This is a genomic window from Halodesulfovibrio sp. (assembly GCF_025210605.1).
Taxonomy (GTDB): domain Bacteria; phylum Desulfobacterota; class Desulfovibrionia; order Desulfovibrionales; family Desulfovibrionaceae; genus Halodesulfovibrio.
In genome coordinates this window covers 119,972-146,275 of the sequence record NZ_JAOARI010000002.1, presented here as the reverse complement: position 1 = coordinate 146,275, position 26,304 = coordinate 119,972, and the positions used below count along the sequence as shown (strand labels likewise).

The window sequence follows — 26,304 nt, the reverse complement described above, 5'->3', positions numbered from 1 at the left end:
AGTTATAAAGCGAACGTATGCACTTCTTAAAGCAGGCCATAATTTTTTACAACAACCACATGGTATATGGATACGTACTGCAAAAAACTATGGTATAACATATTGCTGCATCAATTACGTATGATGCTGATTAATAATCTGTTGTAGTAAAACTAGTGGTTGGAAATAGAGAGCAAAAAATATTGTGTTGGTATATCGAGAAATAGGATTATTACGAAATATTATGCACGGTTGAACACAATTATGCATTGAGCATGAGTTAAGAACCTCTTTATTCTATTGCATGACAGAGAAGAAGATGAGGCAGGTGCGTTTAGTTAAGAGTAAGATTGGTCGCGCTTTTTGTTTTATTTGCAGGCAGAGAAGTACACCCGATAGCTTTGTGCTTTTTCAGCAACATGCTTTTAGCACAGCATGATGTTTATTCGGCTATAGATAGTAGTGTAGCGTGAGGAATTAAAGGTTCTACGTAAGCTTTACAGGGGAACTCGTCAATAATGGTTGTCTACAGTTGCAATACCAAAAATATCTAAAAAAGGGATAGATAAAGTTGTCGCTTATCCCCTTTTTAGATGATTAAGGCTTTAGTTAGCTTTCGTAGTTGATTGGTTATGAAGCATAATAACTGGTTTTCATCATTATGATTTTTGATAAAACAAATAACTTTCTATTTGTTTTATCAATTTGTTCAAGTGGTTTTGCGGATGTATAGCGGGTGGAACATTTACTACCTTGGAGGAAAAATGAGCGAAGCTGCATACACAGCCATGTGGGAAAAATTGAATCTGGACATATCTGCCCATGACGGATTGCTTGAAGTTTTGGGGAAATTCTATGGGGATATTTATCTTTCCCAGCAAAATAGATTGACTGGTATGGAGTACCTCGACTTTGTTCTTTCCGAAGTACATGGTTTGCGTATTAAAGAGCTTCAGGATGCAAAAGCTGCGGGTAAAAAAGTTATTGGCACTTTTTGCGTATTTGTTCCTGAAGAGCTCACTCTGGCGGCAAACGCAGTGCATGTAGGACTGTGCTCTGGTGCAGATGCAGGAACAGAAGAAGCAGAAAAGCTTGTTCCGCGTAACACCTGCGCACTCATTAAATCTTTCATAGGGTTTAAGCTCGCACGTATCTGTCCGTATACTGAATCTTGTGATGTGGTTGTTGGCGAAACAACATGCGACGGCAAGAAAAAAGCATATGAAGCATTCAGCAAGCATGTTCCTATGCATATTATGGAAGTGCCGCAGACAAAAACCGCAGATGCAACGGCGTTGTTTAAATCAGAAGTTCTTCGATACAAAAAAATGCTGGAAGAACTGACTGGTACAGAAATAACCGTAGAAAATTTGAAAAAATCAATCGCTATCGTGAATGCAAAACGCAAAGCGTTGCAGCGTCTTGCCCGCCTGCGTGCAGCTGATCCTGCTCCGATTTCAGGACGCGACGCACTGCTTATCAATCAGGTATCTTTTTATGATGATCCTGAGCGTTTCACACAGTCAATCAACACCCTTTGTGATCAGATTGAAGAACGCATTGCTAAAAATGAAGGCATTGCACCAGCTGGAACAAAGCGTTTATTAGTGTCAGGCTGTCCAATGGCTGTTCCTAACTGGAAATTGCCATACGTAATGGAAAGTTCCAATGCTGTAATCGTCGGCGAAGAGTCTTGCATCGGTTCACGTAACGTCAGAGACTTGGTTGATGAGTCTCCAGATACTCTTGATGGCTTGATGGATGCAATCACTGAGCGCTACATGAAAATTGACTGTGCATGCTTTACTCCAAACAATGAACGCATGGATAATGTGGAGCGCATGGCAAAAGAACTCAATGCTGATGGTGTCATTCACTATGCCTTATCTTTCTGTCAGCCATATGCACACGAAGCAATTAAACTTGATACTGTGCTGTCAGAAAAGGGTATCCCTATGTTGAGCATCGAAACTGACTACAGCATGGAAGATGTTGAGCAGTTGAAAACTCGCGTAGAAGCCTTCGTTGAGATGTTAGACTAACCATGTTTGCCGGAATAGATATTGGCTCACGCTCTATTGAGTTGGTGATGCAGCAGGATGGGAAAATTATCGACAGCATTCGTATGCCCACCACGTTTTCACCACTTGAGCAATGCCAAAAAATATTGCGCGGGCACGCACCCAAAATGCTCGCGGCAACTGGCTATGGTCGCGAGTTAGTGAAGAATCTTGATCTTCCGTATGAAGTGCAAACTATTACGGAGATAAAAGCCCATGCCATTGGTGCTCACGCATTCTTTCCAGAAGCCCGTACAGTTCTCGACATTGGCGGACAGGATACAAAGGCAATCGCACTCAATGATAAGGGCAAGGTGCTTAAATTTGAGATGAATGACCGGTGTGCAGCGGGAACTGGAAAGTTTTTGGAATACACTGCTACGGTTTTTCAAATGGATGTTGAGGCGTTTGGTACCTATGCGATGGAGGGAACTAACCCGCCTGTAATTAACAGCATGTGTACCGTGTTTGCAGAAACAGAAGCTACGTCGCTTATGGCGCAAGGTGTTTCACCTTCCGATATTGCGTTGGCTTTGCATCAGGCAGTTGTGCGGCGCACTAGCACTATGCTGAAACGCATAGGGTTGAAGACTCCGCTGGTCTTTTCTGGCGGTGTCGCAAACAATGTGTGCATCCGCACTTTGCTGCAACAGGAACTTGGTGACGAAGCACCTGTGTGCATAGCAGACCAGCCCGATATGTGCGGCGCCTTTGGGGCGAGCCTTTGGGCAGAGCAGGCGTACTCCGCATAACATCTCTTACAAAGATGCCATGATGTTTACTGTGGCAACTGAACCATAGATAGGGTTTACAATACGGTGCAGGCTGAAGTGATTCAGCCTGCATTTTCATATAGAATTGAAAACAGTTATGTAAAAAAATATAAAATTATCATGTTTCTTTTGAAATGAGGGGCCGCTACGGAATGTCCGCATTGAGAATACGTAAGCTCAACTCAAAGATATATTGTCAAATGTTACAAGTAGGTATGGATAGAAAGGGTGAATACGATTCAGTGTTTGCTATTAATTCTATGTATTTGATTTATGGTGCCCTATCTGGTCAATTGCATTCGACAAAAAACCTCCAGACTACCAGGGTGTGTTTCTAAATTGCAAACGTGTGCTGCTTCCTTTTTGCCTCTGCGCTATCAGCAATAAATCTGTTTGCAAGTAGCCTTGCTACGCCTTCAACATATTTTTCACTTCTGCCCTGCAAGGGCAAAAAAGTTATCTAGTATCTCAGTGTATACAATCTAGGAACACACCCTAGTATCAAAGGCAAAATACACTATGTCTACAACCGAAGAATTATTCGCATGCATCGACAGATTCAAATCTATTCCCGAACAAAGCATCGCTGAGTTTGACGACTTTAAAGAACAAGGCGGACTTGTTGTCGGAGTCTACTGTATCTATGCACCAAGTGAGCTTATTCGCGCTGCTGGTGCTATTCCGGTAGGGCTTTGCGGTAAGCGTCACGCGCCTATTCAGGCAGCGGAAAACCACCTTCCAGCCAGCCTTTGCCCGCTTATCAAGTCCAGCTACGGCTACGCCATCACCGACAACTGCCCATTTTTCAGCTTGTCCGATGTACTCGCTGCTGAATCTACCTGTGACGGTAAAAAGAAAATGTACGAGTTGATGGGTGAGTTAAAACCTATGCACGTAATGCAACTGCCCCACACTCAGGAAGGCGAAGCTGTGCGTCGTTACTGGGTCGATTCGTTGCATGAGCTGGAAACGTTCCTCGTCGAACACGGTGCAAGCTCAATTGATCCAAAAGAACTTCAGCATCAAATCGAACTCCATAACCAAATGCGAACCAAACTCTCGCAGGTGATGCTTCTGGCTGCTGCTGAGCATTCACCGCTGCGTGGTGCTGATCTTTTGGCGGTTCAGGAGAGCAAGGGCTTTGTTGTAGATGTCGAAAGATATCTTGAACTGCTGGATGCGCTTGAACAGAAGCTGTGTGCGTACTTGGAGCAACCGCAGCCAGCGCCTAAGCGTAGTCCTCGTATCATGCTTACTGGTGTTCCTGTGGGTAAAGGGTCGGAAAAAGTTATCCGCATCGCTGAAGAGCTGGGCGCTCGGGTTGTGTGTATGGAAAACTGTACTGGCGCTAAGGGGCTTGATCTGCTCGTAGATGAAAATTCATCTCCTTACGAAGCCCTCGCTGAACGGTACCTTGGTATTCCTTGTTCCTGTATGTCGCCTAACCCCGGTCGCAGGGAGAGCATCAGGGAGCTTGGAACTCAGTATGCGGTTGACGGCGTAATCGACCTCTCATGGTTGGGATGTCACACCTATAATACTGAAGCGTATTCAGTTCAAAAATGGGTGGAAGAATCTCTGGAAGTCCCTTCATTACATCTTGAAACGGACTATTCAGATTCGGATGTGGAGCAATTGCGAACTCGTATTGAAGCTTACTTGGAATTGATCGATCTTTAACTCTAACATTCGGAGAAGTAGTATGTTTGGCAACACACTTTTGAAACGCGGAAAAATGCTTATTCTGCTTGCTGCGGTGCTTTGCTCTGCACTTATGTTTAGTGCAGACAATTCCATTGCGGCGACTAAAAAAACACCTCGTTTGTACATGGGGTATATTTTTACAACCCACCACACTCCGCTGATGGTTGCGGCAATGAAAGGTGAGGCGTTCAAAGAATCTGGCGCATATTTTAAAGAAATGGTTCCGAAGCAGAAGTACGAACTTATTTCAAAAGACGGTAAGTCACTTGCTGTTATCAACTTGATTGTTTCTAAGAGTGGTTCTGAAACAACCACTCTTTTTGCTCAGGAACGTCTTGATTTCGGTTTGGCATCCAGTACTGCTTTCATGAGCGGCATTGATAAAGGTACCAAAATGAAAATTCTCTGCCCGTTACATGTTGACGGCATGAGCATGGTTTTCCCGCAGGGTAGTAAAATTAAGGGCTGGAATGATGTGAAAGCTCTTATCGAAAACTCTAAGAAACCAGTCCGAATTGGATACCATTCACCAACCAGCGCTCCTCGCATCGCTTTTGAAGGTGCGCTCCACAATGCTGGGTACAAAATTTCCCAGAATGCTAACGACGCAGATGCAGACATCCTTCTTGTTGATCTCAAATCTACATCCAACCTTATTCCTGCACTCGTAAGTAATCAGGTTGATTGCTGGGTAGGACCTGCTCCGCACCCTGTAGTATCAGAACACAAACATGTTGGGCACATTGGCTTGAACTCCCGTGAGCTTCCTCCAGCAGGACAGTGGGAAGATTTTCCATGTTGCGTTATGGGAGCCAGCGAAAAAGTTACAGCATCTAACCCGGAAGTTGTTCAGGGAATCACAGATTTGATGGCGCATGCTTGTGCATGGGCTAATGAGCACAAAGTTGAAACCGCGAAAATTTCCGGCAACTGGATTGGTGTTCCTGTTGAAGCAGTGAAAAAATCTACCATTGTGTACTCTGCTAATCCTACAGAAAAATGGCTCAAAGGTGAGGGCATGTTCCTCAACATGTTGCAGAGCATGAAAAAGCTGAAAGGCTCTTTAAAAAGTGCGGATCTTACAGCTGCAACCCCTACATTGTTTGACTTCAGATTCATTAAAAAGACACTGAACGAGAACTAATTCTCAGAAACCACAAAAGAACGGCGGCACTTTCGGGAGCCGCCGTTCTTTATTGAAGGAAGCAGTATTATGCAGCGGAGCAGAGCGCTTGTTATCCCTCAGGTAGTACCGTTTATTACCCCCATATTGTTTATTGGGCTTTGGATGATGGCAGCAGCACAGATAAGCAACCAAGTTATTTTGCCATCAGTAGAGCAAGTGTTGGATTTGCTGATGCAGCCGCTGGCGGATGTTATCAGCATGGGGTCACTGGCTGAAAATGTTTTGGTCAGCCTTGTGCGCGTTGTCATTGGGTACTTGGTCGCAGCTATGATTGCCATCCCGTTGGGGGTGGTTATGGGGTATTATGGTATTGCCTTTAAGCTTTTCAATAACTTCCTTAATCTATTTCGACCAATTCCGCCGTTAGCGTGGGTTCCGCTGGTGATGGCGTGGTGCGGTGTTTCCAGCTTCGCAACCGTTCTCGGCGTTGAAACAGGGCAGGCGTACATCTATTTGAACAACATCAAGTTTTCCATGGTGTTCATCATTTTTATCGGAGCGTTTTATCCTATTCTCACTGCGACATTGCACGGTGTTACAGGAGTCAATAAGACGTTAATTGACTCTGCACGCGTCCTTGGTGCCAGCGAACAGCAGATATTTATTAAGGTGCTTATTCCAGCGGCTATGCCATCCATAATAACCGGTATGCGCATTGGACTTGGCATTGCATGGATGTGCCTTGTGTCTGCGGAAATGCTTCCGGGGTCACTATCCGGAGTGGGGTATTTGATTACCCATGCGTATACGTTGGCTTCTACAGATATTGTTATTGCAGGTATGATATCAATTGGTGTTGTCGGTGCCGTAATGGATTTGATGTTCCGGAAATTTGAAAAAAAGAAATATTCATGGCGCAGACAGGGTAAGTAGTATGTGTGATACAGCAAATAGCGTTATCCATGTTACAGGGCTGACGAAAGCATTTACAACGGAGCGAGGCGAGCAACTTACAGCTGTCGATGGCATTGATCTGGATGTTTCAGCCAACGAATTTGTGTGCATTGTAGGACCGTCCGGCTGTGGCAAGTCCACCGCACTCCGCATTATTGCCGGTTTGGAAAAGGCAACCGCCGGTACTGTTCAATATCGGGGTGAACCGGTGACTAAACCGGGGAAAGAAGTGGGGATGGTTTTTCAGGAATACTCACTATTTCCTTGGCTTTCGGTTCTTGATAATATTGCCGCAGGGTTGGAATTTGCCGGTATATCCAAAGCTGAGAGACGGGAAAAGGCGAAAGAGTATCTGGATATAGTAGGCATGCCCGATTTTGCAGATGCGTACCCGCATGAACTTTCAGGCGGCATGCGTCAGCGTGTAGCTATTGCTCGCGCCCTTGCAAACGATCCGGATGTTCTTCTCATGGATGAGCCTTTCGGTGCGTTGGATGCCCATACTCGTATTCTTTTGCAGCGGGAATTATTGCGGATTTGGGAAGTGACACAAAAAACGATTCTTTTTGTGACCCATAGTGTTGATGAAGCCGTGTATCTTGCTGATAGGATAGTGATAATGTCGCATCACCCCGGTACGATTCGTGATGTACTGACAGTCGATATGCCACGTCCTCGTTCGCGTGCTATGCCAGAGTTTGGCAAGCTGACGGATTCTATTTTGTCTGCTTTAGAATAAGAGAGGTAGGGCAAGGCAGCCGATTAGGGCATTGTAAATAAAAACTCCATCGTAACTTCGATGGAGTTTTTTGTGTGCAGTGTGAAGCATTGTCGTTAATTGCTTCTAAGTAAGGTGAGGTCAGTACACTGAAGTCTATCGAAACTGTGTGCAGATATCGCATGGCGAAACTGAAGTTGCAGTGGCTGCGGAGTGGTAGACTAGGAAGGAGTGTCAGCATCGAACAGGTAAAAAATTTGTCCACTCACTGACAGTTGTTAACTGCCTTCTTCAATAACGGAACCGGGACCTGCCAACGGTCTGAATGTTTTTGGGGAAGATCCACAGAAAGGGCATTTCCAATCAGCAGGAAGATCTTTAAATGCTGTTCCCGGAGGAGTGTTTGTCTTTGGTTCGCCTTTATCAGGGTCATATACGTATCCGCAGTTACTTACCTGACATTGATACATATCTTTTAAATCAGCCATGTTCAGTCTCCTATCTTACTTGGATTGTAACACGAATGTTCTTTGAGGATAATCCACTAATTATCTATTACAAACAGATTGTTAGCGGTCAAGTGTAATCAAATTATTCGTAGTGCTTTAATTCAGCGTATCTCGTTCATTAATCTTGTAATAATAAAAGATGATTACAGATTTATACATTTTTTTGATTTTGCATTGCTAGGTTGTATTCACGGTAACGTTTTAAAGTTAGTGCTTTCTTTGTTAACATCTTTTTTTCAACTGATTACAAAAAAAACAGGTAATAAAATTGAACTATTAATTTTATGTATGAAGATGTGTTCATATTTTTGCTTGAAAGTCTAAATAAGTCTTGCTAGCTCTTCACTCGATTTTGAAAGTCAATATCATTTGATGAGGCGGTCAACTCTTCAAAAAAAAGATGAGTCGTTCTGTCTAGGTGGAATTGAGAAATAAATTAGGTGGAGAATGTATGAAAAAATTAGTGCTATTTTTTGCTGCGGCTTTGGTTGTGTTGAGTACTTCAGCTATGGCTGCTGACCAGACTCTTTTCAGTACTCGAACAGATAAGCCAATTGTACTTGATGGAACGGCTGAAAAGGCTTGGGATAAAGCCAAAGAGATTGTGGTTACCGTTGATAATCTCGTGTATGAGCCAAACAACGGGTATAAGGGGATGCAGGAAGCTGATGTTCATATTAAATCGCTGCATGACGATAAGAATGTCTACTTCCTTATTACCTATAAAGACCCGACCCAAAGCCTTGCTCGTTTTCCTTGGGTGAAGCAAAAAGATGGAAGTTGGAAAAAGTTAGCTAACAAAGATACAACTGGACATGAAAACACGTTTTACGAAGATAAGTTTTCTATCTACTGGAATATCAATACAAAAGGCTTCGAAAATGAAGGGTGTATGATCTCCTGCCATCTTGACATCAAAGGGGACAAGTCTGCGGGCAGAAAGTTCACTCCGTCTGAGGGGGAAACCATCGATATGTGGCATGCAAAATATGTTCGATCTATGCCGATGGGAATGTTTGATGACCAGTACGTGGACAGCAATACTGATCCGAAAAAGAATAAAAGCTGGGGTAGAAAAGGGGATACCGGAAAGGGCGGTTACAAAAATAACGATAACGCGGATAAGTCCGCACCGGCATTCATGAACTTAAACCCGACAGCAGATGAGCGTTACTACGTAACTCCAGATAAAAAAGTACCATTTGTGGATAACTTTAAAGCAGGAGATGTTGTTCCCGGGATTTCCATTTCCCCGATGCGAGGCGGTAGAGCAGACATCCTTTCGCGCATTGAGTACAAAGATGGTCAGTGGACACTTGAAGTTGTGCGCGCATTAAAAACTGAAGGCGAAAACGCAGATACTCAGGATGTACAGTTTGTCGATAAATCCAAAGCATATCCATTTGGCATCGCCGTTTTTGATAACTCACAAATTAACCACTTGTTCCATAACAATACGCTAGAATTACGATTCAAGTAATACGATAGCAATATAAAGCAGGTCTCATTACGTATTATGAGACCTGCTTTTTTATCAAATATAGTTCGCGGCATGTATGCTCGATTACTCTGCCTTAGCACCATGCGCATTGGGGTTGTAATATGGAGAGTTACACACCGGCAGTGCGGGCAGAGTGCTACATTCCAATTTGGTCTGCTATTTCTGTCATGGCGTCTATTGAAAGGGTGACAAACTCACTTCGGTCAAGCCCGAGGTGTTTGTCGACGTCATTAATGAACTCTCTGTTGACAGAGGCAGCGAATGAGCGGTCTTTAATTTTCTTTGTGATTGATTTTGCTTTAAGCCCATCAATCTTTTTGGTTGGACGCATTTTGACGTAGGCAGAGATGATACCAGTCATGTTTTCAGAAGCCGCAAGCGCATAATCCATCTTGGTGGTTCGTTTTATTTCAGAAAACCCTAAAGCTTCTGTGTGAGCCAGAATGGCTTGGAACATTTCTGGAATTTCATAGCCTTCTTTTTGAAGTAATTCGACTGTTTCAACCCCATGTCTGGCTAAGTCTTCAGTGGTGAGTTCGCTGTCTAAGTCGTGCAGCAGCGCAGTAATCGCCCATAAATCAATGTCTATATTTTCTTCGGGGTGGGTAGCCTGTAATTTTTGTGCAACATTGCGCATGATCGCTTCACTTTCTATGGAGTGAAAGTACACAGTTTTAGATCGAACGTATTTTTGTAAAAGTACAATTGCAGATTCTCTATCGATAGTATTTTTCATCGTAAATCAACCTTATGGTAAATCAAAGTTGTATATTGCTGCATGCCACAGATTGGTCTGCCATATCTGAAGTTATGCAGAGTGCAGGCATTGCTTGCTCCTGTGAATAGTCTTTGGATGAAAAATACTCTTGAATAAAATTGCTTTTTTTTTTGATCAGAAAAAAGATCTGCTAGCCTTGTAGGCATTTTTTATATTGGCTTGGGGAAAAGCCATGAATTGCTTTAAAACTGCGGGAGAAATGTGCTTGGTCTGCAAAGCCTGCATTAAAAGCGGCGTCCACAAGTGAACATCCTTGGTCGATTGCATGCCTCGCCAGATATACACGACACTGCATAAGATAGGCGTGAGGTGGAAGCCCTGTTATCGCTTTGAACTGGCGTAAAAAATAGTAAGGGGAAAGCCCCGCCACAGACGCAATGTCATCAAGAGAAATAGTGTCAGCGGCGTGCTGGCGTATGTATTGTATAGCGTTATTCACGGCGCAGGTGTTTCGACTGATCGGGCGTGGTGATCGGCGGTTGTCGCTGTGACGCAAAAAGAATTCTGCGACTACCTGCATCATTAACGTTTCAGCTGCCAAAATATCTGTTGTTTTTTCCATAAACAGGTGAGCATTAAGTAAGGCAGAAGAGATATTCTGGTCGGCAATCACTGGAGACTTAAAGTAGGACGCATAGCGTCTGGTTTTGTATAGTCCGAATAGGATTTCACTGAGCATATCATCATTAAAATATGCGACTCTGTACCGGCACCCCGCTGGAACAGCAGACTCTCCGTCATGAACTTCATCTGGGTTTATAGCAATTATCGCCGAAGCTGGGGCAACACATTTGGTACCTTTAAGACGGAATTGCTGGACACCATCTTCTATGACACCCAATGCATAATGCTCGTGGCTGTGCTTTTTGAATGAAAACGTCTGGAATTTCGCTTTATAGAGCGAAACTCTACTTTCTTTTACAGGCTTCCATAGCTTAGCCCAGTCTTTTTGGTTTGTGCTCATTAGTTATTTTAAATTCTGAATGGAAGTAAAATGATACGTCGTATCCGTAGTATGAAGAGTACAAACAAGATGGTCAACTGAGGTGGTTATTCCGATACCTTGTAGCGTGATCGATAGCTGCGTGGGGTCTCTTCCTTAAATTGTTTAAAACGACGGTTGAAATTGGATAAGTTGTTGAAGCCACAGGTATAAGCAATAGATGTGATGTCGTCATTACAAGTCAACATTTTTTCACATGCTTTGCTTATTCTCAGTCGATTGAGGAATTCAACAAACGTTTGACCTGTGTATTTTTTGAAGAATGAGCAGAACGCAGAAACAGACATATGATACCTGCTGGCAGTTTCACGTAGAGAAAGTTCTTTTTGGTAGTTCTCGTGTATGTACTGAATAATATTGGTCAGGAGGTCATTTCCGATCTTTTCATTTGCTAATGTATGTCCGGTAAGTTGGGTAATGGTATCTTGTTTTGTAATCAGATCTAGTATCTGTAGAAAGCAAGTCAGCCTATGTATTCCTTCTGATTTGCAAAGTTCTTCCATTAAAATAGCTATGTCCCCCACTGCATCTTTCGTAACTATGTACGCGCAGTTTGCCTTGCCAATAAGTTGCTTTGCAGCCTGCATCTCAGGCAAGTCGAAAAAGCCTTCACCTAGTGTTTCAGTATGAAAAAGTATTGAGATGACATTACTTTCTTCAGAATGGTCTAGTGTTCTATTCGGATGGTAGAAGAATGAGTGCGCAAGCAAGCTTCCTAGCAAAATGATAATGCTGGATTCATCTTCTGGGTTAAACGAAATCAGACTGTCGCCTAGAAAAAAGGTGCCATACGCACGTTCCATATAAATGATTTCTGTTTCCTTATGCTGGTGCCAGACAACATTTTCCACAATATTTGTGTCTTTAATTGCCCCAATGGTATGTCTTTCTGGAGTGAGTTGTTTAAGGATTAATGTGTCTATGTATTGAGTATGCTTCATAAATTGCACCTACTCTCTTTTATCTGAACTTGATAATATCGTACGTAAAAGTCGTAAGAATTATGCAGCTGTTGTATGATCTTACAGTTATAATGTCAGTCACAAAAAATTTTAGTTTTTTGATCGAGAGTACTGGAGAGTAGCATGTCAAAAAGTAGTGAAGCACAGTCGCATCTATATCAACTTTTGGAAGACATTAATAACAAGCCTGAACCGTTTGAGTTCTATACAGCGGAAGAGTTGTGGACTGATGAGCATACGTCGATGAAAATGCTTGAATGCCACTTAAACGATTCTGTTGACCTGTCGTCCCGAAACAAAGATTTTATTGTCCGCTCTGTGCAATGGATAGTGTCTCATTTTGGAATAAATATGGGCACAAGTATTGCTGATTTTGGGTGCGGGCCGGGTTTGTATACAACCTTGCTTGCTGAGAATGGCGCTGATGTTACAGGAATTGACTTTTCAAAGAGATCAATCGCACATGCTAGAATGGTTGCGGATAAAAAAGATCTGAATATTGAGTATATCCGGAAAAATTATCTAGAGTTTGAAACGAAAAAAAGGTTCGATCTCATCATGATGATTTTCTGTGATTACTGTGCATTGAGTCCTGTCCAAAGGAAAACGTTACTTGCTACGTTTCGTGAGCAGTTGAAGCCTGACGGAGCAGTGTTACTAGATGTGTATTCCTTAACTGAGTTCGATAAAAAAGAGGAAATTACAACATATGAGCTAAATCAGTACGATCATTTTTGGTCGCCTGAAAAATATTATGCATTCCTGAACACGTTTAAATATACCAACGAGAAAATTACCTTAGATAAATACACAATACTCGAAGAAACGAGATGCCGTGTTGTCTACAATTGGCTTCAATACTTCAATCAAGAGTTGTTAAAGAACGAGTTTGAAGAAAACGGATTTATCGTCGAAGAATTCTATTCTGATGTTGCAGGCTCACCTTTTTCTTCTGAATCACCTGAGATCGCGGTAATTGCGAGAAAAGTGAAATAGTCAATTTGCTTCCGAAATGAGTTTGAAGGCAACTAAAAGGAAGTAAGTGCTTTTTTGATGACAAAGGGGGGCAGGGGAGAGTAATAATATGTATGCTCTATCCTAATGGAGTGCTTTGTGGGCTACGGCTAATCAGTAGTATGATTTTTAGTACAGTGCGAGGTTGTGATTGACTAAAGCAGAACAGCAGATGACCGGCTTAATTCCGGTTACGTTGGCTCATTGTGCGGAATACGAATACGAGATTGTATTGAAGGCTGTGCGAAATTGTTTGCAGGGCATACAGTTTTTTCCATCAGCTGGAACAAAAGTACTTGTTAAACCGAATTTTCTTAAAGCAGATAGCACGGGACTTTGTTGTACAAATCCAACTGTTGTTGAAGCTGTATGTGAAGTTCTGTTAGAGCAAAATTGTTCGGTTACCGTGGGTGATTCGCCTGCGTTTGGCTCTGCGCTGTCGGTTGCAAAAAGTATTGGGCTTATGGAAGGGTTAGATAGACTCGGTGTGCCGCTTATAACCTTGGACTCTCCTGTTTGTGTTAAATTTCCAAGCGGGAATGCTATTGGCATATCCCGTAATGCGCTTGAGTGCGATTTGCTACTGAATGTGCCGCGTATTAAAGCACATACGCAAATGCGTGCGACTTTTGCTGTGAAAAATCTATTTGGATGTGTGAGCGGTGTCCGCAAAGCAATTGCGCATTCGACGCATGGGGACAAGGCAAATGCATTTAGAGAGTTACTCGTGGATGTTGCATTGGCTTTGCCGCAATCGGTGAGCGTTGTTGATGGCATTACGTGTATGCATAAAACAGGACCCAGCGGTGGCGATCCGTATGCTTTGGGGTTGATTGGCGCAGCTGGCGATCCGGTTTCGCTTGATACGGCACTGTACACTCTTTTGGGAACTAAGGCTGATGAAATGCCGCTATGGCGTGAGCTTCGACGGCGTAATGTACGTGGTGCGTTTGAAGAGCAGTTGGAATATGTTTTGGCAACGCCGCAGGAGTTTGATGCGAGCGGATTTATCCTTCCAGCGCAACTTACACCGGAAACTTTTCACCCTATCCGTCTCATGCGCAGCGGCATCAAAAGGTTCTGGAAACGCTATATTTGCTCTTAGCTCTGCGTAGCCTGCTGGCTTCTGACGGCACGTTTATGGTTTTCTAGCTCCATCGTTAATTTGGGAAGAGGGTGCTCAATAGTGAGCGTTTGTCCATGCATTGTTACAAGCGTTCCGGCTGCAACTGTGCCGCGAATAATAACACGATGCGCAGGATGAGTGAATTGCGGGGTGACCTTGTTCGCAATAGACTTCCGTATGCGTTTTGCTTTTTGTAATAACGTATCAGCACGCTGACGCATGGCTCCTGTCAGCTCTTTTTCCTGACTTCTTTTAATCCAGTCATCAAGCTTTGAAATAGATTGCGTTAAGGCTTCTTCTGTTTCTGCCGCAGCTGTAGATACCCCGCGCTGTGCGGCAGCTTCATTTGTGATAATCAGGATAGGAGGTGTGCCGTGTTCTCCTCCTGCCCCTGCGATATTTATTTCGCTTCCCGCTACAAGCGTACTTCCGAGCACTGTTCCTTTTTCTGTGCATGTCCGGATTGCTTTACCGGCGGTCAGTTCTGAATTTACTATCGAACCTGTTGTGATAATATTTTGTGCTGCAACTACGTCTGCATTGTGTATGTGATTTGCGTAGACTGATCCTTTAGAGGTAATTGTGCTTGCCTCATTCATAATGACTGCACCAGATACAAAAATATCCCCACCACAGGACACACTGCCTTGATCGATATCTCCATCAACAATGACATGCTGTGGCGCTTCCACTGTGAAGCCAGCTGTAATTGAACCTGTAACATGCACGGAGCCGCGTTGAACGATGATGTTACCGGTCTTCATGTTTACATCGCCATCTATATGTAAGACGTCTGTGATGGACAGAATATCGTTACGAACATTCAATAACCCTTTGCATGAGGAATAGTATACCGTATGTCCGCCATGCTGCATGATTCCATATAGGTTCTTACCAATTTGCAGGTGTTTTTCTTCTGCTGTGGTATTTTCTGTGTCATCTGGACTCATAACAGGCAGGGCGTTGCCGTATACATCAAATCCATTTGAAGGCTCAGGTGCAGGCACTTTAACCGCAACAGGTGTGTGCGCTGGAACTTCTGCAAAAAAGCCTCTGTCCTTAAAATTGATCGGGTCAGATGGAGATTGCATTGTGCGCAGAACCCGCTCCGGCAATAACGGTAGGATTGCAGGCTGTTCTTCATGAATTGGCGGTTTACCTTTGCATATAGGCACCATGCGTACAGGATTGCCATTTGCGACTGCTTTGTTTGCAGCAGCAGTAAAACGGGCAGTATCGATAGGTGTATTAACATTCAGTTGCCATAACGCGGATGCATAGTGGCTGAGTAATAATGAATTTCCCGAAAAGTCTTTGTGGTAGATGTCAGCATAGACGGTCATGCCGTCATTGGCAGGATATAGAATAGGTCGCACGACGATTTTGTTATTATCGATGTGAAGCATACCGAGTGAAGTTGCATAAATTTTGTTCGTGGTAAAATCGATAGAATAATTGTGTGATAGGATTTGCTTTTCCTGTTCGTCGCCTATTTCCGAAGATAGATGAAAATGTCCAAGGCGCAGTGCTTTTCCTATACATGTTCCCGGTGTGACAGGTAGAAGCGGATTTCCCGCGAGAGCAATATAGCGTGAAAAAATAGATTCTTCTTCAGTAAGAACGGGTTCATTGATAGACATCATACTGTCCTCCGGCGTACAGGCGTTTGTCTGAAATACGCAATAATACTAGTCGGTAGTATGTGTTCAGTATGCGCTATTTTGTTCTTCGGTTCTATGTATCCCGTGTATATATTTGAGCCTTATGCACTGATAATAAAAGAAATAGTGCTACATGGTGTAGTGGTTGGGGTAGCCTACGGTACGCTTGCCTTTTTGAATAGCAGGAGTAAGTTCAGCGCAACCATACAGGGTGACAAGATGAAATCATCAATACATACATTGATGTTGGAGATACTATAATGACCACTCTTCCTATTGGATTGTTTGATTCCGGTGTTGGCGGGTTGACCGTGCTCAAAGCAATGCGGTCTTCCTTGCCGTGCGAAGAAATTTTGTATCTTGGGGATACAGCGCGTTTGCCCTACGGAACCAAAAGTCAGGAAACCATTGTCCGCTACGCGGTGCAGGCTGCTGGAAAGCTAGTAGAACGCGGCGTCAAAATGCTTGTTATCGCTTGCAACACTGCAAGCGCTGTTGCCATTGAACCGTTGCAACAGGCTTTCCCTAATATTCCTGTGCTGGGCGTTGTTAAGCCGGGTGCGGCAGCCAGCTGTGCTGCAACAGAGAACGGCAGCATTGTTGTGCTTGCAACAGAGTCCACTATCCGCGGTAACGCATATCAGCGGGAAATTTATGCATTGAAACCTGATGCACAGGTGACAGGCGTACCCTGTCCGCTGTTTGTTGCGCTTGCAGAGGAAGGCTGGACAAATGGGGAGCTTGTAGAAGGTATCGTCGCGCGGTATCTTGATCCGCTTTTTGCTTCGCCGCTTGATACCGCCCAGCAGAAAGCACCGGATACCATTGTTCTTGGCTGTACACATTTTCCTCTGCTTGCTGCGTCTATTCGTAATGTGGTCGGCGATTCTGTTCATATTGTCGATTCCGCAGAAACAACAGCGCTGGCAGTAAAAAAAGTCCTTCAGGAAAACAATCTGGTTCGTCACGAAGAAACCTGCGGCAGAACAAAGTTTCTCACGACAGATGATGTTTCCCGTTTCGCCAGAACAGGCAGTCTGTTCTTAGGGTTACCAATTGAAATAGATGACGTGGAATTAGTAGATTTATAGCAGGGGGAATGTTTTTTCCGTATGGAAATAACAGCACAATAGAGGGCGAAAACTTCCGTTCATATCATTTTTATTCATAGTGTCAGGTGTATACTGTTTGAAACAGTGAACCAGCACGATAGCATTATGGAGAAGATGATGAGACATTATATACGGTTGGGGCACGTCTATGCTGGCGTGTTATTGTTTTTTATAGTGACTGCATGTAGCGCAGCATATTGTGCGCAATCTGCCTCGCAGATGATTGCAGTGGCTGTTCCGGCTAAAGCCTCTTCTCTTACAACACCGCAAGCAAGCTATGCCAGCCAAAAAGCGCGTTCTGCTATATATCCAAAAACAGGGTTACAATACTATACGCCTGAAGCGCAGGGCATAGTATGCCCGCCGGGGAAAATTTTCTTTATCTCCGCGTTTGGTGACAGCTTAACTTCAGGCTATGGCTTGGACAGTGGTTTGAATGCGTTTCCGTCAGTATTGCAACAGACGCTACGCGAATTAGGATATTCCGTTGTAGTTGAGAATGATGGGATTGCCGGAAACACAACCGCAGATGCTCGGATTCGCCTGCCTAAGGTTTTGATGACGCGTCCTGATATTGTGATCGTCGAACTTGGTGCGAATGATATGTTGCAGCACCGCAGTACTGTTCGGATGAAAAACAATCTTTCAGCAATGATACGCAAAATTAAACATGCAGATGCAAAAGTATTGCTTGCTGGCATGTATGCTCTTCCTCATTACGGTAAGCGGTATGCAGATAAGTTTGATGCGGTATTTCCTGACCTTGCTGCGAAATATAACGTGGTGTTTTATCCCTTTTTTTTAGAAGGGGTGGCGCTGAATCATTCGTTGAATCAGAAAGATGGGCATCATCCTAATGCAGCAGGGGTAAAAGTTATTGTGCGAAATATTGTACCTTATGTTGTTAAGTTGATGGGAGCTATCTGCAAGAGTACTCACTAGAAGCGTACAAGGATAATTCGCTTGCTAAGGGGAGTTGTTATGTGCATAGTGTTTCCATAGTTAACTGACATCCTTGTGGAGGAATAAATGAAAAAGTACGAATGCCCTTGTGGATACGTGTATGATCCGGAACTTGGTGATATGGATAACAATATTCCGCCAGAAACAGCATTTGAAGATCTTCCGGAAGATTGGGTTTGCCCGCTCTGTGGAGCTGAGAAAGAATACTTCGAAGCTATCGACTAAATAATACTATGAGAAAAAAGCGATTTCAGTTTGTGTACGCAACTGAGATCGCTTTTTTATTATGCTGATATTGCGGCATTATAATTTGATTTTGCTCCTGTACGGCGCTGTGCTATATCTTGTGGATAAACACACGGGGAGAGTTGTCTTGTTATTTTTTCGTAATGCCAAATTCTCTATAGCGACCAAGTTTGCTGTTGCGGCAGCTATTTTTTTCAGTTGCTCCGGCTTGCTGGTGCTTTTTGCACTGCTTACCCTTGCAGCAAGTTCTCCTTTAACACCTGTGGACATTCTATGGCTCATGGCGTGTTGTGCGGCAATTACGGTTCCCTGCTTTTATTATCTCTTCAACAAGTTATGTAAGTCCATTCTCTGTCGTCCACTGGAAGCACTTACTCATACTGCCACAGAGCTTGGCAGTGCTCCTCTTCCAACAGAAATACCTAAAGAACTAGAGCTTGATGCGCTTGCGATGGCATTGGTGCGCTCTGGTGAAGTCTTCAGCAGGCGTATGCAAAATGCTACTGAGCGGCGTTCCTATTTTGAATCCCTGTTTAAAGAGATGCCGGGGTATGTTTCTGTTGTAGATACCTCTTTCACAATTGTTCATGCGAATAACGCGTTTATGGAGACGTTTGCCATTGCAGAAGGTCGTTCCTGTCGCCATGTATGTACTCGCGAGTTCCCCGGTGGAGACTGCCCCGTTGCCAAGGTCTTTATTTCTCAAGAGCCTGTTGTGGTGACTGAAGAGGGCATGTACCCTGATGGCACTGCGGCACTATGGCTTGTAAGTGTTTCTCCAGTTTTTGATACAACCGGTGAATTGACAGCAGCCATTGAATCCCGTCTTGATATATCTGAAGTCATAAAGACAAATATTGCACCCTCATATCAGTCATAGCGTTGGGCTATATAATTTTGACGGTGTGCGGTGGTTATTCTGAATTGAGATAATATTTTGTCACGCGTTATGTGCGCAATATTGCTTTTTATTGGCAAGTTGTTGTCTTTAAAAACGGTATTCTTTGCGTGTGGCGTTCAGGTAGGTAGCTACTTTTAAGTGTTTGCTATTTTTGTTTTTGCAAAAGATAACCCCCTGTAATCGGGGGGAGATTACAGGGGGCAAGATAGGTTGGTCTGAATCTACGCCTCGGTATCCGGATTGCAGCCATAGGGGGGGAAGTTAGCTACAATCTTTACCGTATTCAGAACCTAAGCACGACGGTTGGTACGTTGGGGGGGGGGACGCCTAATCGCTGGCAATCCAACCGTCGCAAACAATATAGCATTGTTCGTGCCAAAAGGTTAAAATTTTACAAAATAAAAAATACATTATAAAAACAGCGTGTTATAAATAGTCGTCATTTTCCTGTTCAAGAAAATGACATGGCTATCGAAAATAGTGTGCGAAATCGAACGTGCGAAAATGCACAATGTGCGAAAACGCACAGCGGTTAGAGTGCTACGATAACTTTCTATATAGTGCGTATCTGGAAATACCAAGATAGGCAGCTGCCTTTGTCTTGTTTCCATTAAATTTTGCTAGTGCTTCTTGAATAATTGACTGTGTCAGCTCTTCCAGTTTGAACGGATGCTCCGGTAGCGTAATAGTTGACGCTTCGATAGTCACTGACGGCGCTTGTGATGGTGTCGTAGGCGTTGCACTTGTAGAGCGAGAGGCATTAATAAATTCAATGTGCTCAGGCTTGAGTATTGTGTCGTCATGAATGAGCACTGCACGTTCGATGGTGTTTTCAAGTTCTCGAACGTTACCCGGCCAAGAGTATCCGCATAGCAAAGTGAGTGTTTCTGGCGCAATGGAAGAAAATTGTTTGCCCTTACGCTTTGCCTGTTTTTTCAAAAAGAGCTTTGCCATTTCAATGAGATCTTCCTGACGTTCCTGCAATGGCGGTAGACGCAGATGCCCTACAGTAAGCCTGTGGTATAAGTCGCGACGAAATAGCCCATCTTCAACCATCTGCTCAAGATTTTTGTTACCAGCACCGACAATGCGTGCGGTAAATTCTTTTTTCTGCAATCCCCCCACTCTGTAGAATGTTCTGTCTTCCAGTACACGGAGCAGTTTGGGCTGCAAATGCAGTGGCATTTCTGCAATCTCATCTAAAAAAAGAGTCCCGTTTCCTGCCAGTTCCAGTTTTCCGGCAGAGCCACCAGCGCGAGAACCTGTATAAGCTCCTGCCTCATAGCCGAAGAGTTCACTTTCGAATAATGATTCTGCAATAGCTGAACAGTTAAGGGCAACAAACGGAGTGTCACAATGAGTGTCACCGTGATGCACCAACCGTGCGATAACTTCTTTACCGGTGCCGGTTTCACCTTCAATAAGGACAGGTACATCTGGAGAATGATGAAAAATGGTGGCGTCACGGATAATTGTCTGCATACGGGGCGAACCGGAAATAATTTGCCCAATGCCGGAAACTTTTCGAAGTTGCGAACGCATTTTTTCTAAATCGTCCTGCAAGGACTCTTTCGCTTCCGCAACACGCTGCTCCATATTTTGCTTCAGGTCATTATTTTCAAACAGCAACGTCTGGTGTTCGGAACTACGCTCAACTGCTGCTGCAAGTTCTCGAGCGTTGATAGGCTTGTTCAGGTAATCGTATGCGCCGTTTCGCAATGCTGTGATTGCAGTATCCATGTCACCGTGACCAGTGATGATGATGACATCACTCTGGCGGCACATATCGCATGCTTTAAGTTTGGCAAGCAGTGACAGACCGTCCAGTGCAGGCATTTTAATGTCTGTAATAATAAGTGGATAGTAATTTTCTTTTGCGTGATCGAGTGCAGCAACAGGGTCGCTGAATGTCGTAGGCTGATGTCCTAAGTCTGTTAGAACAACACTTAAGCTTTGCAAACTGGTGGGGTTGTCATCAACAATGAGTATTCGCATACAGATCTCTTAAATAGCCGGAGCTTGCGGAAGTGAAATTTTTATTACTGTTCCTTTGTTTTCGCAGAGAGGGGAGGTGGCTGTAATTGTTCCCTCCCAACTGGTAACAAAGGTGTGAACCAGTGCAAGTCCAAGCCCCATGTTTTTTCCGGATTCTTTGGTAGTAAAAAACGGGTCGAAAATTTTTTCTCCAAGCCCCTGTAACCCCGGACCGTTATCTTCGATGCTGAGACGGACATACCCATCTTCAGAGTCGTAGGTCGTAATGATAATACGTCGTTCCTCTTCTATACTTTCAAGGGCATGTGCCGCATTCATTACAATATTAATCACAATTTGTTCCAGTTGAATCGGCAGCGCCAGCACGGGAGACAGATCCGGTTGCAATTGTGTTTCGATGCGAACAGCGCGGGTATCAAGCTTACTTTGCAGCAGGTTCAGGGCTTGCGATACCGCGTGATTGAGATCGGAGCGTTGCAAAGGAAAAGAGCCTTGATGGCGAACAAGCGAACGCATATGCGTGATGATATCTTCAATTGTGCCCGTTTCCCGCAAAATCCATTCAAGACGTTCTTGTAGGATATCCACAGGAACAGAACCGCGTTGTTCCACCATGAGATCAAGTCCGCTTGCATACAGGCGCAACGCTGAAAGTGGCTGGTTAATTTCATGCGCAATGCCTGCTGCTAGAGTACTCATGGCTTCCAGCTTACGCATTTGCTGGGTTCGCTGAGCAATCTTTTTCTTTTCGGTAATATCTTCCAGAAGAATAATTGCTGAGGAAAAAAGTTTTGTCCGGTGCAGTGGGCATGCCGTAATTCTGAATGTTATGTGCGCTCCGTTACGGACAGTAGAAAATTCGCATTCATGTTCTTTGCCGTCTTGAATGGTGAGACTTGTAGTCTTATCAAGAATACATTCTCCGCTTTCATCTTCCTCTGTAAGTGCCGCAGGGCAGCTGACAGGGTATGATTCTGTATTAATAGCAAACCAGTTGCGGAACTGCCGGTTTGCTGCCGTAATGTTGCGTTGTTTATCTATTACAGCAATGGCAAGTGACAGGTTGTTTGTAATGAGATGGTATTGCCGCTCTGTAATGGCAAGTTTTTCCTGAAAACGGGTTAACTGCGTGATATCAAGTCCCATAAGCAAGATAAGCTGAGCACCGTCAGAGTCCGTGAAAGGGTAGCTTAAAAAGCGGTATGAACGACCTGATCGGGGACTTTTCCACGCAGAGAATGAAGGTGAACCTGTTTCAAAGACATCAAAAGGTGGCAGGTACGGATGGGTTGGCTCTGCGGATGACTTTGTATGCCCCGTAAATGCTCCGTAGCAACAATCTCCTTCTGTAAGCTGTACTTGCTCACGAAAGGGCTTGTTGATGTATCGTAGTGTAAACTGTGGCGTAACCAACGCGACAAATTCAGGAAGCTTATCCAGAATAGCCAACAGGTTTAAATGTTGGCGATTGCAGCGCTCTTGTGCCGGAAAATTCGATTCAAGAGAAAGGGTACTGCTTATCCTTTTGGTGCCATCGGCAAAACGTAACGGGCGTGGGTGCACTAAAACAGTTACCTGCTGCTGATGCATATCTATAAAATGCAGAGGGAATGAATGGAGTTTACCCGCTGTCTGTAGCTGAAGTTGACGCGAAATGGTGGTAAGGTTGTCTGTTTCAAGAAGTTGCGCCTGTAAATAGTGCAACACATCTTTGCGGGGCCACCCAAGAGCAGAAGACAAAAATCCCCGTACATAGTCAAGATCAAGACTTTGATCTGACGAACACGTATCGCTGAGTTGCCGCAACAATGTGGATACGGCGTCCGGTAGCGGGGAAGAAGTATAGGATGCAGTGGGTGCTTGCAGTAGCTGCGCCATGGTGTCTCCGGCATGGCAATATTAAGAGAGTTTCTCCATATTGCGCTTGATTTCTGTTGTGGTCAGCATGCTTAATTGTTCTAGCTGGGCTAGGTGGTCGGCAGAAATGGGCTGTTTATGCGTTGCTGCTGTATACACCTGCATGAGCGCGTTACCCAGACTGTTGGCTCCGATATTAAAAGCGGATGCTGCAAACGATTGGCTATGTAATGCAGCTTTGTCATAAGCATTCTCTTGTAAAAAGAGTTTCAACCCATACAGACGTTCTGCAACTTCGTCTACAAAGAGCAGGTAAAGACGACAAATGAGGTCGGTGTCATTTTCTAACCTCATAAGTGTTCCTTCTACATCCAGCAGTTGCGTCATGTCAGTTTCTTCAGCTTGTTGCTCCGGCTGGGCAGCTAATTCTGCTGGTTGCAGAACTCGTGCAAGTTCTCTGTAGAACTCGGTTGCATGAATTGGCTTTGCAACATAACCGTCCATTCCTGCTTCAATAAACCGTTCCTTATCACCCTTAAGTGCAAACGCTGTTACGGCAATAATCGGCAAATTCTTTGGAGTATTGGGAATAGTTCCAGAGCGTATATGCTGCATGGCTTCTAAGCCGGTTAGAAACGGAAGTTTTATTTCTGTCACAACAAGGTCAATAGTTTCTGAAGCGAGAAGTTCAAGCAGTTCAGCTCCATTTGAAGTAATGTGACACTTGAACCCTTTCTTTTCTAGCAATTCATGTAGCAGTTTTTGACCGACTATATTGTTGTCAACAACTGCAACGTGCAGTCCGGAAGGAAATTCTGGTATTGCTTCCGGTTCTGGTATTTCTTCAACCAATTCACCATGTTCAAATTGTGCTGTAAAATGGAAGGTACTGCCGGTTCCGGGTTTGCTGCGCACCCAAATTGTACCGTTCATTAGCTCAACAAGTTCTCGGCAGATAGCAAGCCCAAGACCGGTTCCGCGAATTGGCGTTTTTTCTTCTGCGTGCACTTGTTTGTACGGCTCAAAAATATAGTTCTGTTCTTCTTCCGTAAGACCTACGCCTGTATCTCGTACAGAAAATAAGAGCATACGGTATTTGGGAGTCGGAAGTAGCAGTTGGTGCTCTGCATAGGCTCCAAGCGTTGCAAGGTCTGCAATTTCTAATGAAATAGTACCTTGCTCAGTAAACTTGATCGCATTGGAAAGAAGATTCGTGATGATCTGTGAAACACGAGTGGGGTCTCCTTTGAGCATTCTGGGGACAAAAGCCGGAATGTCATAAGTAATCGTAAGCTTTTTTTTGTGTGCCTTGGGGATTTGAGTCCGCACCACTTTATTGATGAGTTTTTCCAGATCAAACCGTTTTGGTGTCAGCGACATTTTTTGTGCTTCAATGCGAGATAAGTCTAAGATATCATTCAATATATCGAGAAGATTTTCGGCAGAATCCAGCACGGTTGTCATATATTCTTGCTGGTCTGCATCAAGCTTTGTTTCCAGTGCTAAATCTGTCATGCCGACAATTCCGTTTAATGAATTTCGGATTTCGTGACTCATGTTAGCGAAGAAACTCGATTTTGCGTTGTTTTCAAGTTCAGCTTTGTGTCGTGCTTTTGTCAGCCGTGCTTCTTCAGAATGTTTGATGAGTGCTATTTCAATGGCTGAATGCAGTTTTCGTGCATCGAAAGGTTTTAATATAAATCCGTAAGGATTTGCAGACTTGGCGCGGTCAAAGGTATCTCTATCTGAATATGCGGTAAGAAATACAACCGGAGTGGAATATTTAGCATTGATGATATGCGCAATGGCTATACCATCCATTTCTCCTCGAAGATTGATATCCATAAGCACTAAATCTGGGGAGTGCACCTTCACAGCCTCAAGAGCAGGTTCCGCAGCATTGGCAACAGCACAAACGCAGTAGCCGAGTGTTTCCAGAGTACCTTTTATGTCAAGAGCAACAATACGTTCGTCGTCAACCACAAGTATACTGATAGAAGGCATGTTTTTCTCCGGTCTGCCGCGTGCGGGCTAATTAGGTGCAACGGCGTATGGATTTCGAACAGCAGAAGACTGCCGATATGCAAAAAATAAATAGAAAAAGCTCTCAAAGTATATGCTATAAAAGCATGTGGTTGTCTAGCTGTGCTTTGGGGGGATTTCGGGATGGAAATACAAAAAAAGGCGGTCATAATGACCGCCTTTAAAAAACGAAATTTGAAGGACTACATTGTCTGAAGATTCCAGACAACACGACCTATAACATCTTCTGTGCAGCGATCCATCGGCAGGTATTGCTCAGGATGGGCAGGGTTTTCGCTACGCAGGATAAAGCGTTGGTTGGCAGCATCTAAGAAAATACGTTTAATGGAAATACCTTCGTACGGAACGTATACACCATAGATTTCGCCAGAAAGGATATTGGTTTGTGCAGTGTCTAATCCAACGTATGCCCCTTTTTTAATGAGAGGTTCCATGCTGCTTGCATCAACACGGAAAACTTGGATTGTGGCACCAGCAAACGACTGTGGAATGGAAAGTTTACCAATGCTGGTAAAGCGGCGAGCCTCTTCACCTTCTTCAGTAACTTCAACGTTTTGCATGGAATGGATTGTTACAACAGCGCTGCGGGCATCTGGATCACCAAATTTTGCAGGGTTTTCAAAAACCCGTCCGGCAGCAGGGCCTTCTACTGGTTGGTAGCCTTCTTCCTCTGTACGTAAGTACATTGGACCGACACCTTTTTTAAGCCAGTCTGGATTAAGACCAAATTTTTCAAATAGCTTCATGAACCAGTCTGAAGGAACAGAATCTCGACGTTTGGCATCTGAAATGCTGGATTGCCGAATATCTAGTACTTCCGCTAGTTCAACCTGAGTTCTCGTATTTGTAGCTAACTTAATACGTTCAAAAACTTCATCAAAGCTGGACACGTGTCTCTCCCGCCAAGACATTAGAATAAGCATAGGCTTATGAAAATAAGTCTTGTCGTTGAAAATTGCTGGGTTGTCTGAGTAATTCTGCGACGTACCTGTGTAGGACAGGTAAGGCAGCAGGGAAACGTTGGGAATATGTCCCAATGCAAAAAAACATCATAAAACATAAAGCGTATGTTTTTAGATGACCAAAAGTTTTTACTTTTAGTGGATGCAACCATTCTTTTTGGACGGATTCGCAATGTTTTGTCAATATGGATGTGACTCGATATTGCCGAAAAATTGTAAAAAAATCCTAATTGCATTGATATTGAACTCTATGAACTCTTTATTCTACTAAAAGTTCATAACTTTTTAACTCATGCGGAACAGTAGAGTAAAATAGGGAAAATTACATCAGAAAAAATGTAAATGTAAAAAAGAGCG

Annotated in this window: 22 protein-coding genes; 13 read left to right on the top strand and 9 right to left on the bottom strand. The window is 43.8% G+C overall.

Annotation, left to right across the window (positions count from 1 at the left end; genetic code table 11):
* Window positions 1-743 precede the first annotated feature (743 nt).
* From N4A56_RS00725 to N4A56_RS00700, 6 genes are all read left to right on the top strand, one after another.
* Window positions 744-2,021: a double-cubane-cluster-containing anaerobic reductase gene (locus tag N4A56_RS00725; RefSeq protein ID WP_295544319.1), complete on the top strand. Its 1,278-nt coding sequence runs from the start codon at window positions 744-746 to the stop codon at window positions 2,019-2,021.
* 2 nt (window positions 2,022-2,023) lie between these two features.
* Window positions 2,024-2,791 (top strand): acyl-CoA dehydratase activase, encoded by a 768-nt coding sequence (locus tag N4A56_RS00720; protein ID WP_295544317.1) that lies wholly within the window; start codon window positions 2,024-2,026, stop codon window positions 2,789-2,791.
* 540 nt (window positions 2,792-3,331) lie between these two features.
* Window positions 3,332-4,492: a double-cubane-cluster-containing anaerobic reductase gene (locus N4A56_RS00715; protein WP_295544315.1), complete on the top strand. Its 1,161-nt coding sequence runs from the start codon at window positions 3,332-3,334 to the stop codon at window positions 4,490-4,492.
* A gap of 22 nt (window positions 4,493-4,514) precedes the next feature.
* Window positions 4,515-5,660, top strand: a complete 1,146-nt coding sequence (locus N4A56_RS00710; protein WP_295544312.1) for a CmpA/NrtA family ABC transporter substrate-binding protein — start codon at window positions 4,515-4,517, stop codon at window positions 5,658-5,660.
* Between the two features lie 69 nt (window positions 5,661-5,729).
* Window positions 5,730-6,575 (top strand): ABC transporter permease, encoded by an 846-nt coding sequence (locus tag N4A56_RS00705; RefSeq protein ID WP_295544310.1) that lies wholly within the window; start codon window positions 5,730-5,732, stop codon window positions 6,573-6,575.
* Between the two features lies 1 nt (window position 6,576).
* Window positions 6,577-7,335: an ABC transporter ATP-binding protein gene (locus N4A56_RS00700; RefSeq protein WP_295544307.1), complete on the top strand. Its 759-nt coding sequence runs from the start codon at window positions 6,577-6,579 to the stop codon at window positions 7,333-7,335.
* Window positions 7,336-7,592: 257 nt separating this feature from the next.
* On the opposite strand, the gene N4A56_RS00695 is transcribed toward N4A56_RS00700, so the two are convergent.
* The gene (locus tag N4A56_RS00695; protein ID WP_293669223.1) at window positions 7,593-7,802 is read right to left on the bottom strand and encodes a rubredoxin; all 210 of its coding nucleotides are present in this window, start codon (window positions 7,800-7,802) and stop codon (window positions 7,593-7,595) included.
* Window positions 7,803-8,274: 472 nt separating this feature from the next.
* Here N4A56_RS00695 and N4A56_RS00690 point away from each other — a divergent pair, with 472 nt between their 5' ends.
* Window positions 8,275-9,303 (top strand): ethylbenzene dehydrogenase-related protein, encoded by a 1,029-nt coding sequence (locus N4A56_RS00690; protein WP_295544303.1) that lies wholly within the window; start codon window positions 8,275-8,277, stop codon window positions 9,301-9,303.
* A 157-nt stretch (window positions 9,304-9,460) separates the two neighbouring features.
* On the opposite strand, the gene N4A56_RS00685 is transcribed toward N4A56_RS00690, so the two are convergent.
* The 3 genes from N4A56_RS00685 to N4A56_RS00675 all read right to left on the bottom strand — a co-directional run bounded on the left by N4A56_RS00685 (window position 9,461) and on the right by N4A56_RS00675 (window position 12,046).
* Window positions 9,461-10,060, bottom strand: a complete 600-nt coding sequence (locus N4A56_RS00685; protein WP_295544301.1) for an HD domain-containing protein — start codon at window positions 10,058-10,060, stop codon at window positions 9,461-9,463.
* Window positions 10,061-10,232: 172 nt separating this feature from the next.
* Window positions 10,233-11,066 (bottom strand): AraC family transcriptional regulator, encoded by an 834-nt coding sequence (locus N4A56_RS00680; RefSeq protein ID WP_295544299.1) that lies wholly within the window; start codon window positions 11,064-11,066, stop codon window positions 10,233-10,235.
* An 86-nt stretch (window positions 11,067-11,152) separates the two neighbouring features.
* A complete protein-coding gene (locus N4A56_RS00675; protein WP_295544502.1) occupies window positions 11,153-12,046 on the bottom strand; it encodes an AraC family transcriptional regulator in 894 nt (297 codons plus the stop codon).
* Window positions 12,047-12,190: 144 nt separating this feature from the next.
* Here N4A56_RS00675 and N4A56_RS00670 point away from each other — a divergent pair, with 144 nt between their 5' ends.
* Window positions 12,191-13,063 (top strand): class I SAM-dependent methyltransferase, encoded by an 873-nt coding sequence (locus N4A56_RS00670; RefSeq protein ID WP_295544296.1) that lies wholly within the window; start codon window positions 12,191-12,193, stop codon window positions 13,061-13,063.
* A 169-nt stretch (window positions 13,064-13,232) separates the two neighbouring features.
* The gene (locus tag N4A56_RS00665; protein WP_295544294.1) at window positions 13,233-14,186 is read left to right on the top strand and encodes a DUF362 domain-containing protein; all 954 of its coding nucleotides are present in this window, start codon (window positions 13,233-13,235) and stop codon (window positions 14,184-14,186) included.
* Here the strand turns inward: N4A56_RS00665 and N4A56_RS00660 are convergent.
* Window positions 14,183-15,850 (bottom strand): FapA family protein, encoded by a 1,668-nt coding sequence (locus tag N4A56_RS00660; RefSeq protein ID WP_295544292.1) that lies wholly within the window; start codon window positions 15,848-15,850, stop codon window positions 14,183-14,185. The genes N4A56_RS00665 and N4A56_RS00660 overlap by 4 nt on opposite strands.
* A gap of 278 nt (window positions 15,851-16,128) precedes the next feature.
* Here N4A56_RS00660 and murI point away from each other — a divergent pair, with 278 nt between their 5' ends.
* The 4 genes from murI (at window position 16,129) to N4A56_RS00640 (ending at window position 19,069) form a co-directional block, all read left to right on the top strand.
* Window positions 16,129-16,959: a glutamate racemase gene (gene murI, locus N4A56_RS00655; RefSeq protein WP_295544290.1), complete on the top strand. Its 831-nt coding sequence runs from the start codon at window positions 16,129-16,131 to the stop codon at window positions 16,957-16,959.
* A gap of 138 nt (window positions 16,960-17,097) precedes the next feature.
* Entirely contained in the window at window positions 17,098-17,922 is an 825-nt protein-coding gene (locus N4A56_RS00650) for an arylesterase (protein ID WP_295544288.1), read from the top strand.
* Between the two features lie 87 nt (window positions 17,923-18,009).
* On the top strand, window positions 18,010-18,168 hold the full coding sequence (locus N4A56_RS00645; protein WP_293671248.1) for a rubredoxin: 159 nt from the start codon (window positions 18,010-18,012) through the stop codon (window positions 18,166-18,168).
* 148 nt (window positions 18,169-18,316) lie between these two features.
* Window positions 18,317-19,069, top strand: a complete 753-nt coding sequence (locus N4A56_RS00640; protein WP_295544285.1) for a PAS domain-containing protein — start codon at window positions 18,317-18,319, stop codon at window positions 19,067-19,069.
* Window positions 19,070-19,630: 561 nt separating this feature from the next.
* Here the strand turns inward: N4A56_RS00640 and N4A56_RS00635 are convergent.
* The 4 genes from N4A56_RS00635 to N4A56_RS00620 all read right to left on the bottom strand — a co-directional run bounded on the left by N4A56_RS00635 (window position 19,631) and on the right by N4A56_RS00620 (window position 25,875).
* Entirely contained in the window at window positions 19,631-21,085 is a 1,455-nt protein-coding gene (locus N4A56_RS00635) for a sigma-54 dependent transcriptional regulator (protein ID WP_295544283.1), read from the bottom strand.
* Window positions 21,086-21,094: 9 nt separating this feature from the next.
* On the bottom strand, window positions 21,095-22,963 hold the full coding sequence (locus tag N4A56_RS00630) for an ATP-binding protein (protein WP_295544281.1): 1,869 nt from the start codon (window positions 22,961-22,963) through the stop codon (window positions 21,095-21,097).
* A 21-nt stretch (window positions 22,964-22,984) separates the two neighbouring features.
* On the bottom strand, window positions 22,985-24,946 hold the full coding sequence (locus N4A56_RS00625; protein WP_295544279.1) for a response regulator: 1,962 nt from the start codon (window positions 24,944-24,946) through the stop codon (window positions 22,985-22,987).
* 221 nt (window positions 24,947-25,167) lie between these two features.
* Window positions 25,168-25,875, bottom strand: coding sequence for a helix-turn-helix domain-containing protein (locus tag N4A56_RS00620; RefSeq protein WP_293671243.1), 708 nt, complete (start codon window positions 25,873-25,875; stop codon window positions 25,168-25,170).
* Between the last annotated feature and the right edge of the window lie 429 nt (window positions 25,876-26,304).

Excerpts from the sequence above, each read along its gene's own strand:
- murI (WP_295544290.1), top strand. The coding sequence starts at position 16,129 with ATGACCACTCTTCCTATTGGATTGTTTGATTCCGGTGTTGGCGGGTTG.
- N4A56_RS00630 (WP_295544281.1), bottom strand. The coding sequence starts at position 22,963 with ATGGCGCAGCTACTGCAAGCACCCACTGCATCCTATACTTCTTCCCCG.
- N4A56_RS00705 (WP_295544310.1), top strand. The coding sequence starts at position 5,730 with ATGCAGCGGAGCAGAGCGCTTGTTATCCCTCAGGTAGTACCGTTTATT.
- N4A56_RS00625 (WP_295544279.1), bottom strand. The coding sequence starts at position 24,946 with ATGCCTTCTATCAGTATACTTGTGGTTGACGACGAACGTATTGTTGCT.
- N4A56_RS00650 (WP_295544288.1), top strand. The coding sequence starts at position 17,098 with ATGAGACATTATATACGGTTGGGGCACGTCTATGCTGGCGTGTTATTG.
- N4A56_RS00695 (WP_293669223.1), bottom strand. The coding sequence starts at position 7,802 with ATGGCTGATTTAAAAGATATGTATCAATGTCAGGTAAGTAACTGCGGA.
- N4A56_RS00690 (WP_295544303.1), top strand. The coding sequence starts at position 8,275 with ATGAAAAAATTAGTGCTATTTTTTGCTGCGGCTTTGGTTGTGTTGAGT.
- N4A56_RS00720 (WP_295544317.1), top strand. The coding sequence starts at position 2,024 with ATGTTTGCCGGAATAGATATTGGCTCACGCTCTATTGAGTTGGTGATG.
- N4A56_RS00700 (WP_295544307.1), top strand. The coding sequence starts at position 6,577 with ATGTGTGATACAGCAAATAGCGTTATCCATGTTACAGGGCTGACGAAA.
- N4A56_RS00715 (WP_295544315.1), top strand. The coding sequence starts at position 3,332 with ATGTCTACAACCGAAGAATTATTCGCATGCATCGACAGATTCAAATCT.
- N4A56_RS00725 (WP_295544319.1), top strand. The coding sequence starts at position 744 with ATGAGCGAAGCTGCATACACAGCCATGTGGGAAAAATTGAATCTGGAC.
- N4A56_RS00685 (WP_295544301.1), bottom strand. The coding sequence starts at position 10,060 with ATGAAAAATACTATCGATAGAGAATCTGCAATTGTACTTTTACAAAAA.
- N4A56_RS00710 (WP_295544312.1), top strand. The coding sequence starts at position 4,515 with ATGTTTGGCAACACACTTTTGAAACGCGGAAAAATGCTTATTCTGCTT.
- N4A56_RS00635 (WP_295544283.1), bottom strand. The coding sequence starts at position 21,085 with ATGCGAATACTCATTGTTGATGACAACCCCACCAGTTTGCAAAGCTTA.
- N4A56_RS00680 (WP_295544299.1), bottom strand. The coding sequence starts at position 11,066 with ATGAGCACAAACCAAAAAGACTGGGCTAAGCTATGGAAGCCTGTAAAA.
- N4A56_RS00675 (WP_295544502.1), bottom strand. The coding sequence starts at position 12,046 with ATGAAGCATACTCAATACATAGACACATTAATCCTTAAACAACTCACT.
- N4A56_RS00660 (WP_295544292.1), bottom strand. The coding sequence starts at position 15,850 with ATGATGTCTATCAATGAACCCGTTCTTACTGAAGAAGAATCTATTTTT.
- N4A56_RS00670 (WP_295544296.1), top strand. The coding sequence starts at position 12,191 with ATGTCAAAAAGTAGTGAAGCACAGTCGCATCTATATCAACTTTTGGAA.
- N4A56_RS00645 (WP_293671248.1), top strand. The coding sequence starts at position 18,010 with ATGAAAAAGTACGAATGCCCTTGTGGATACGTGTATGATCCGGAACTT.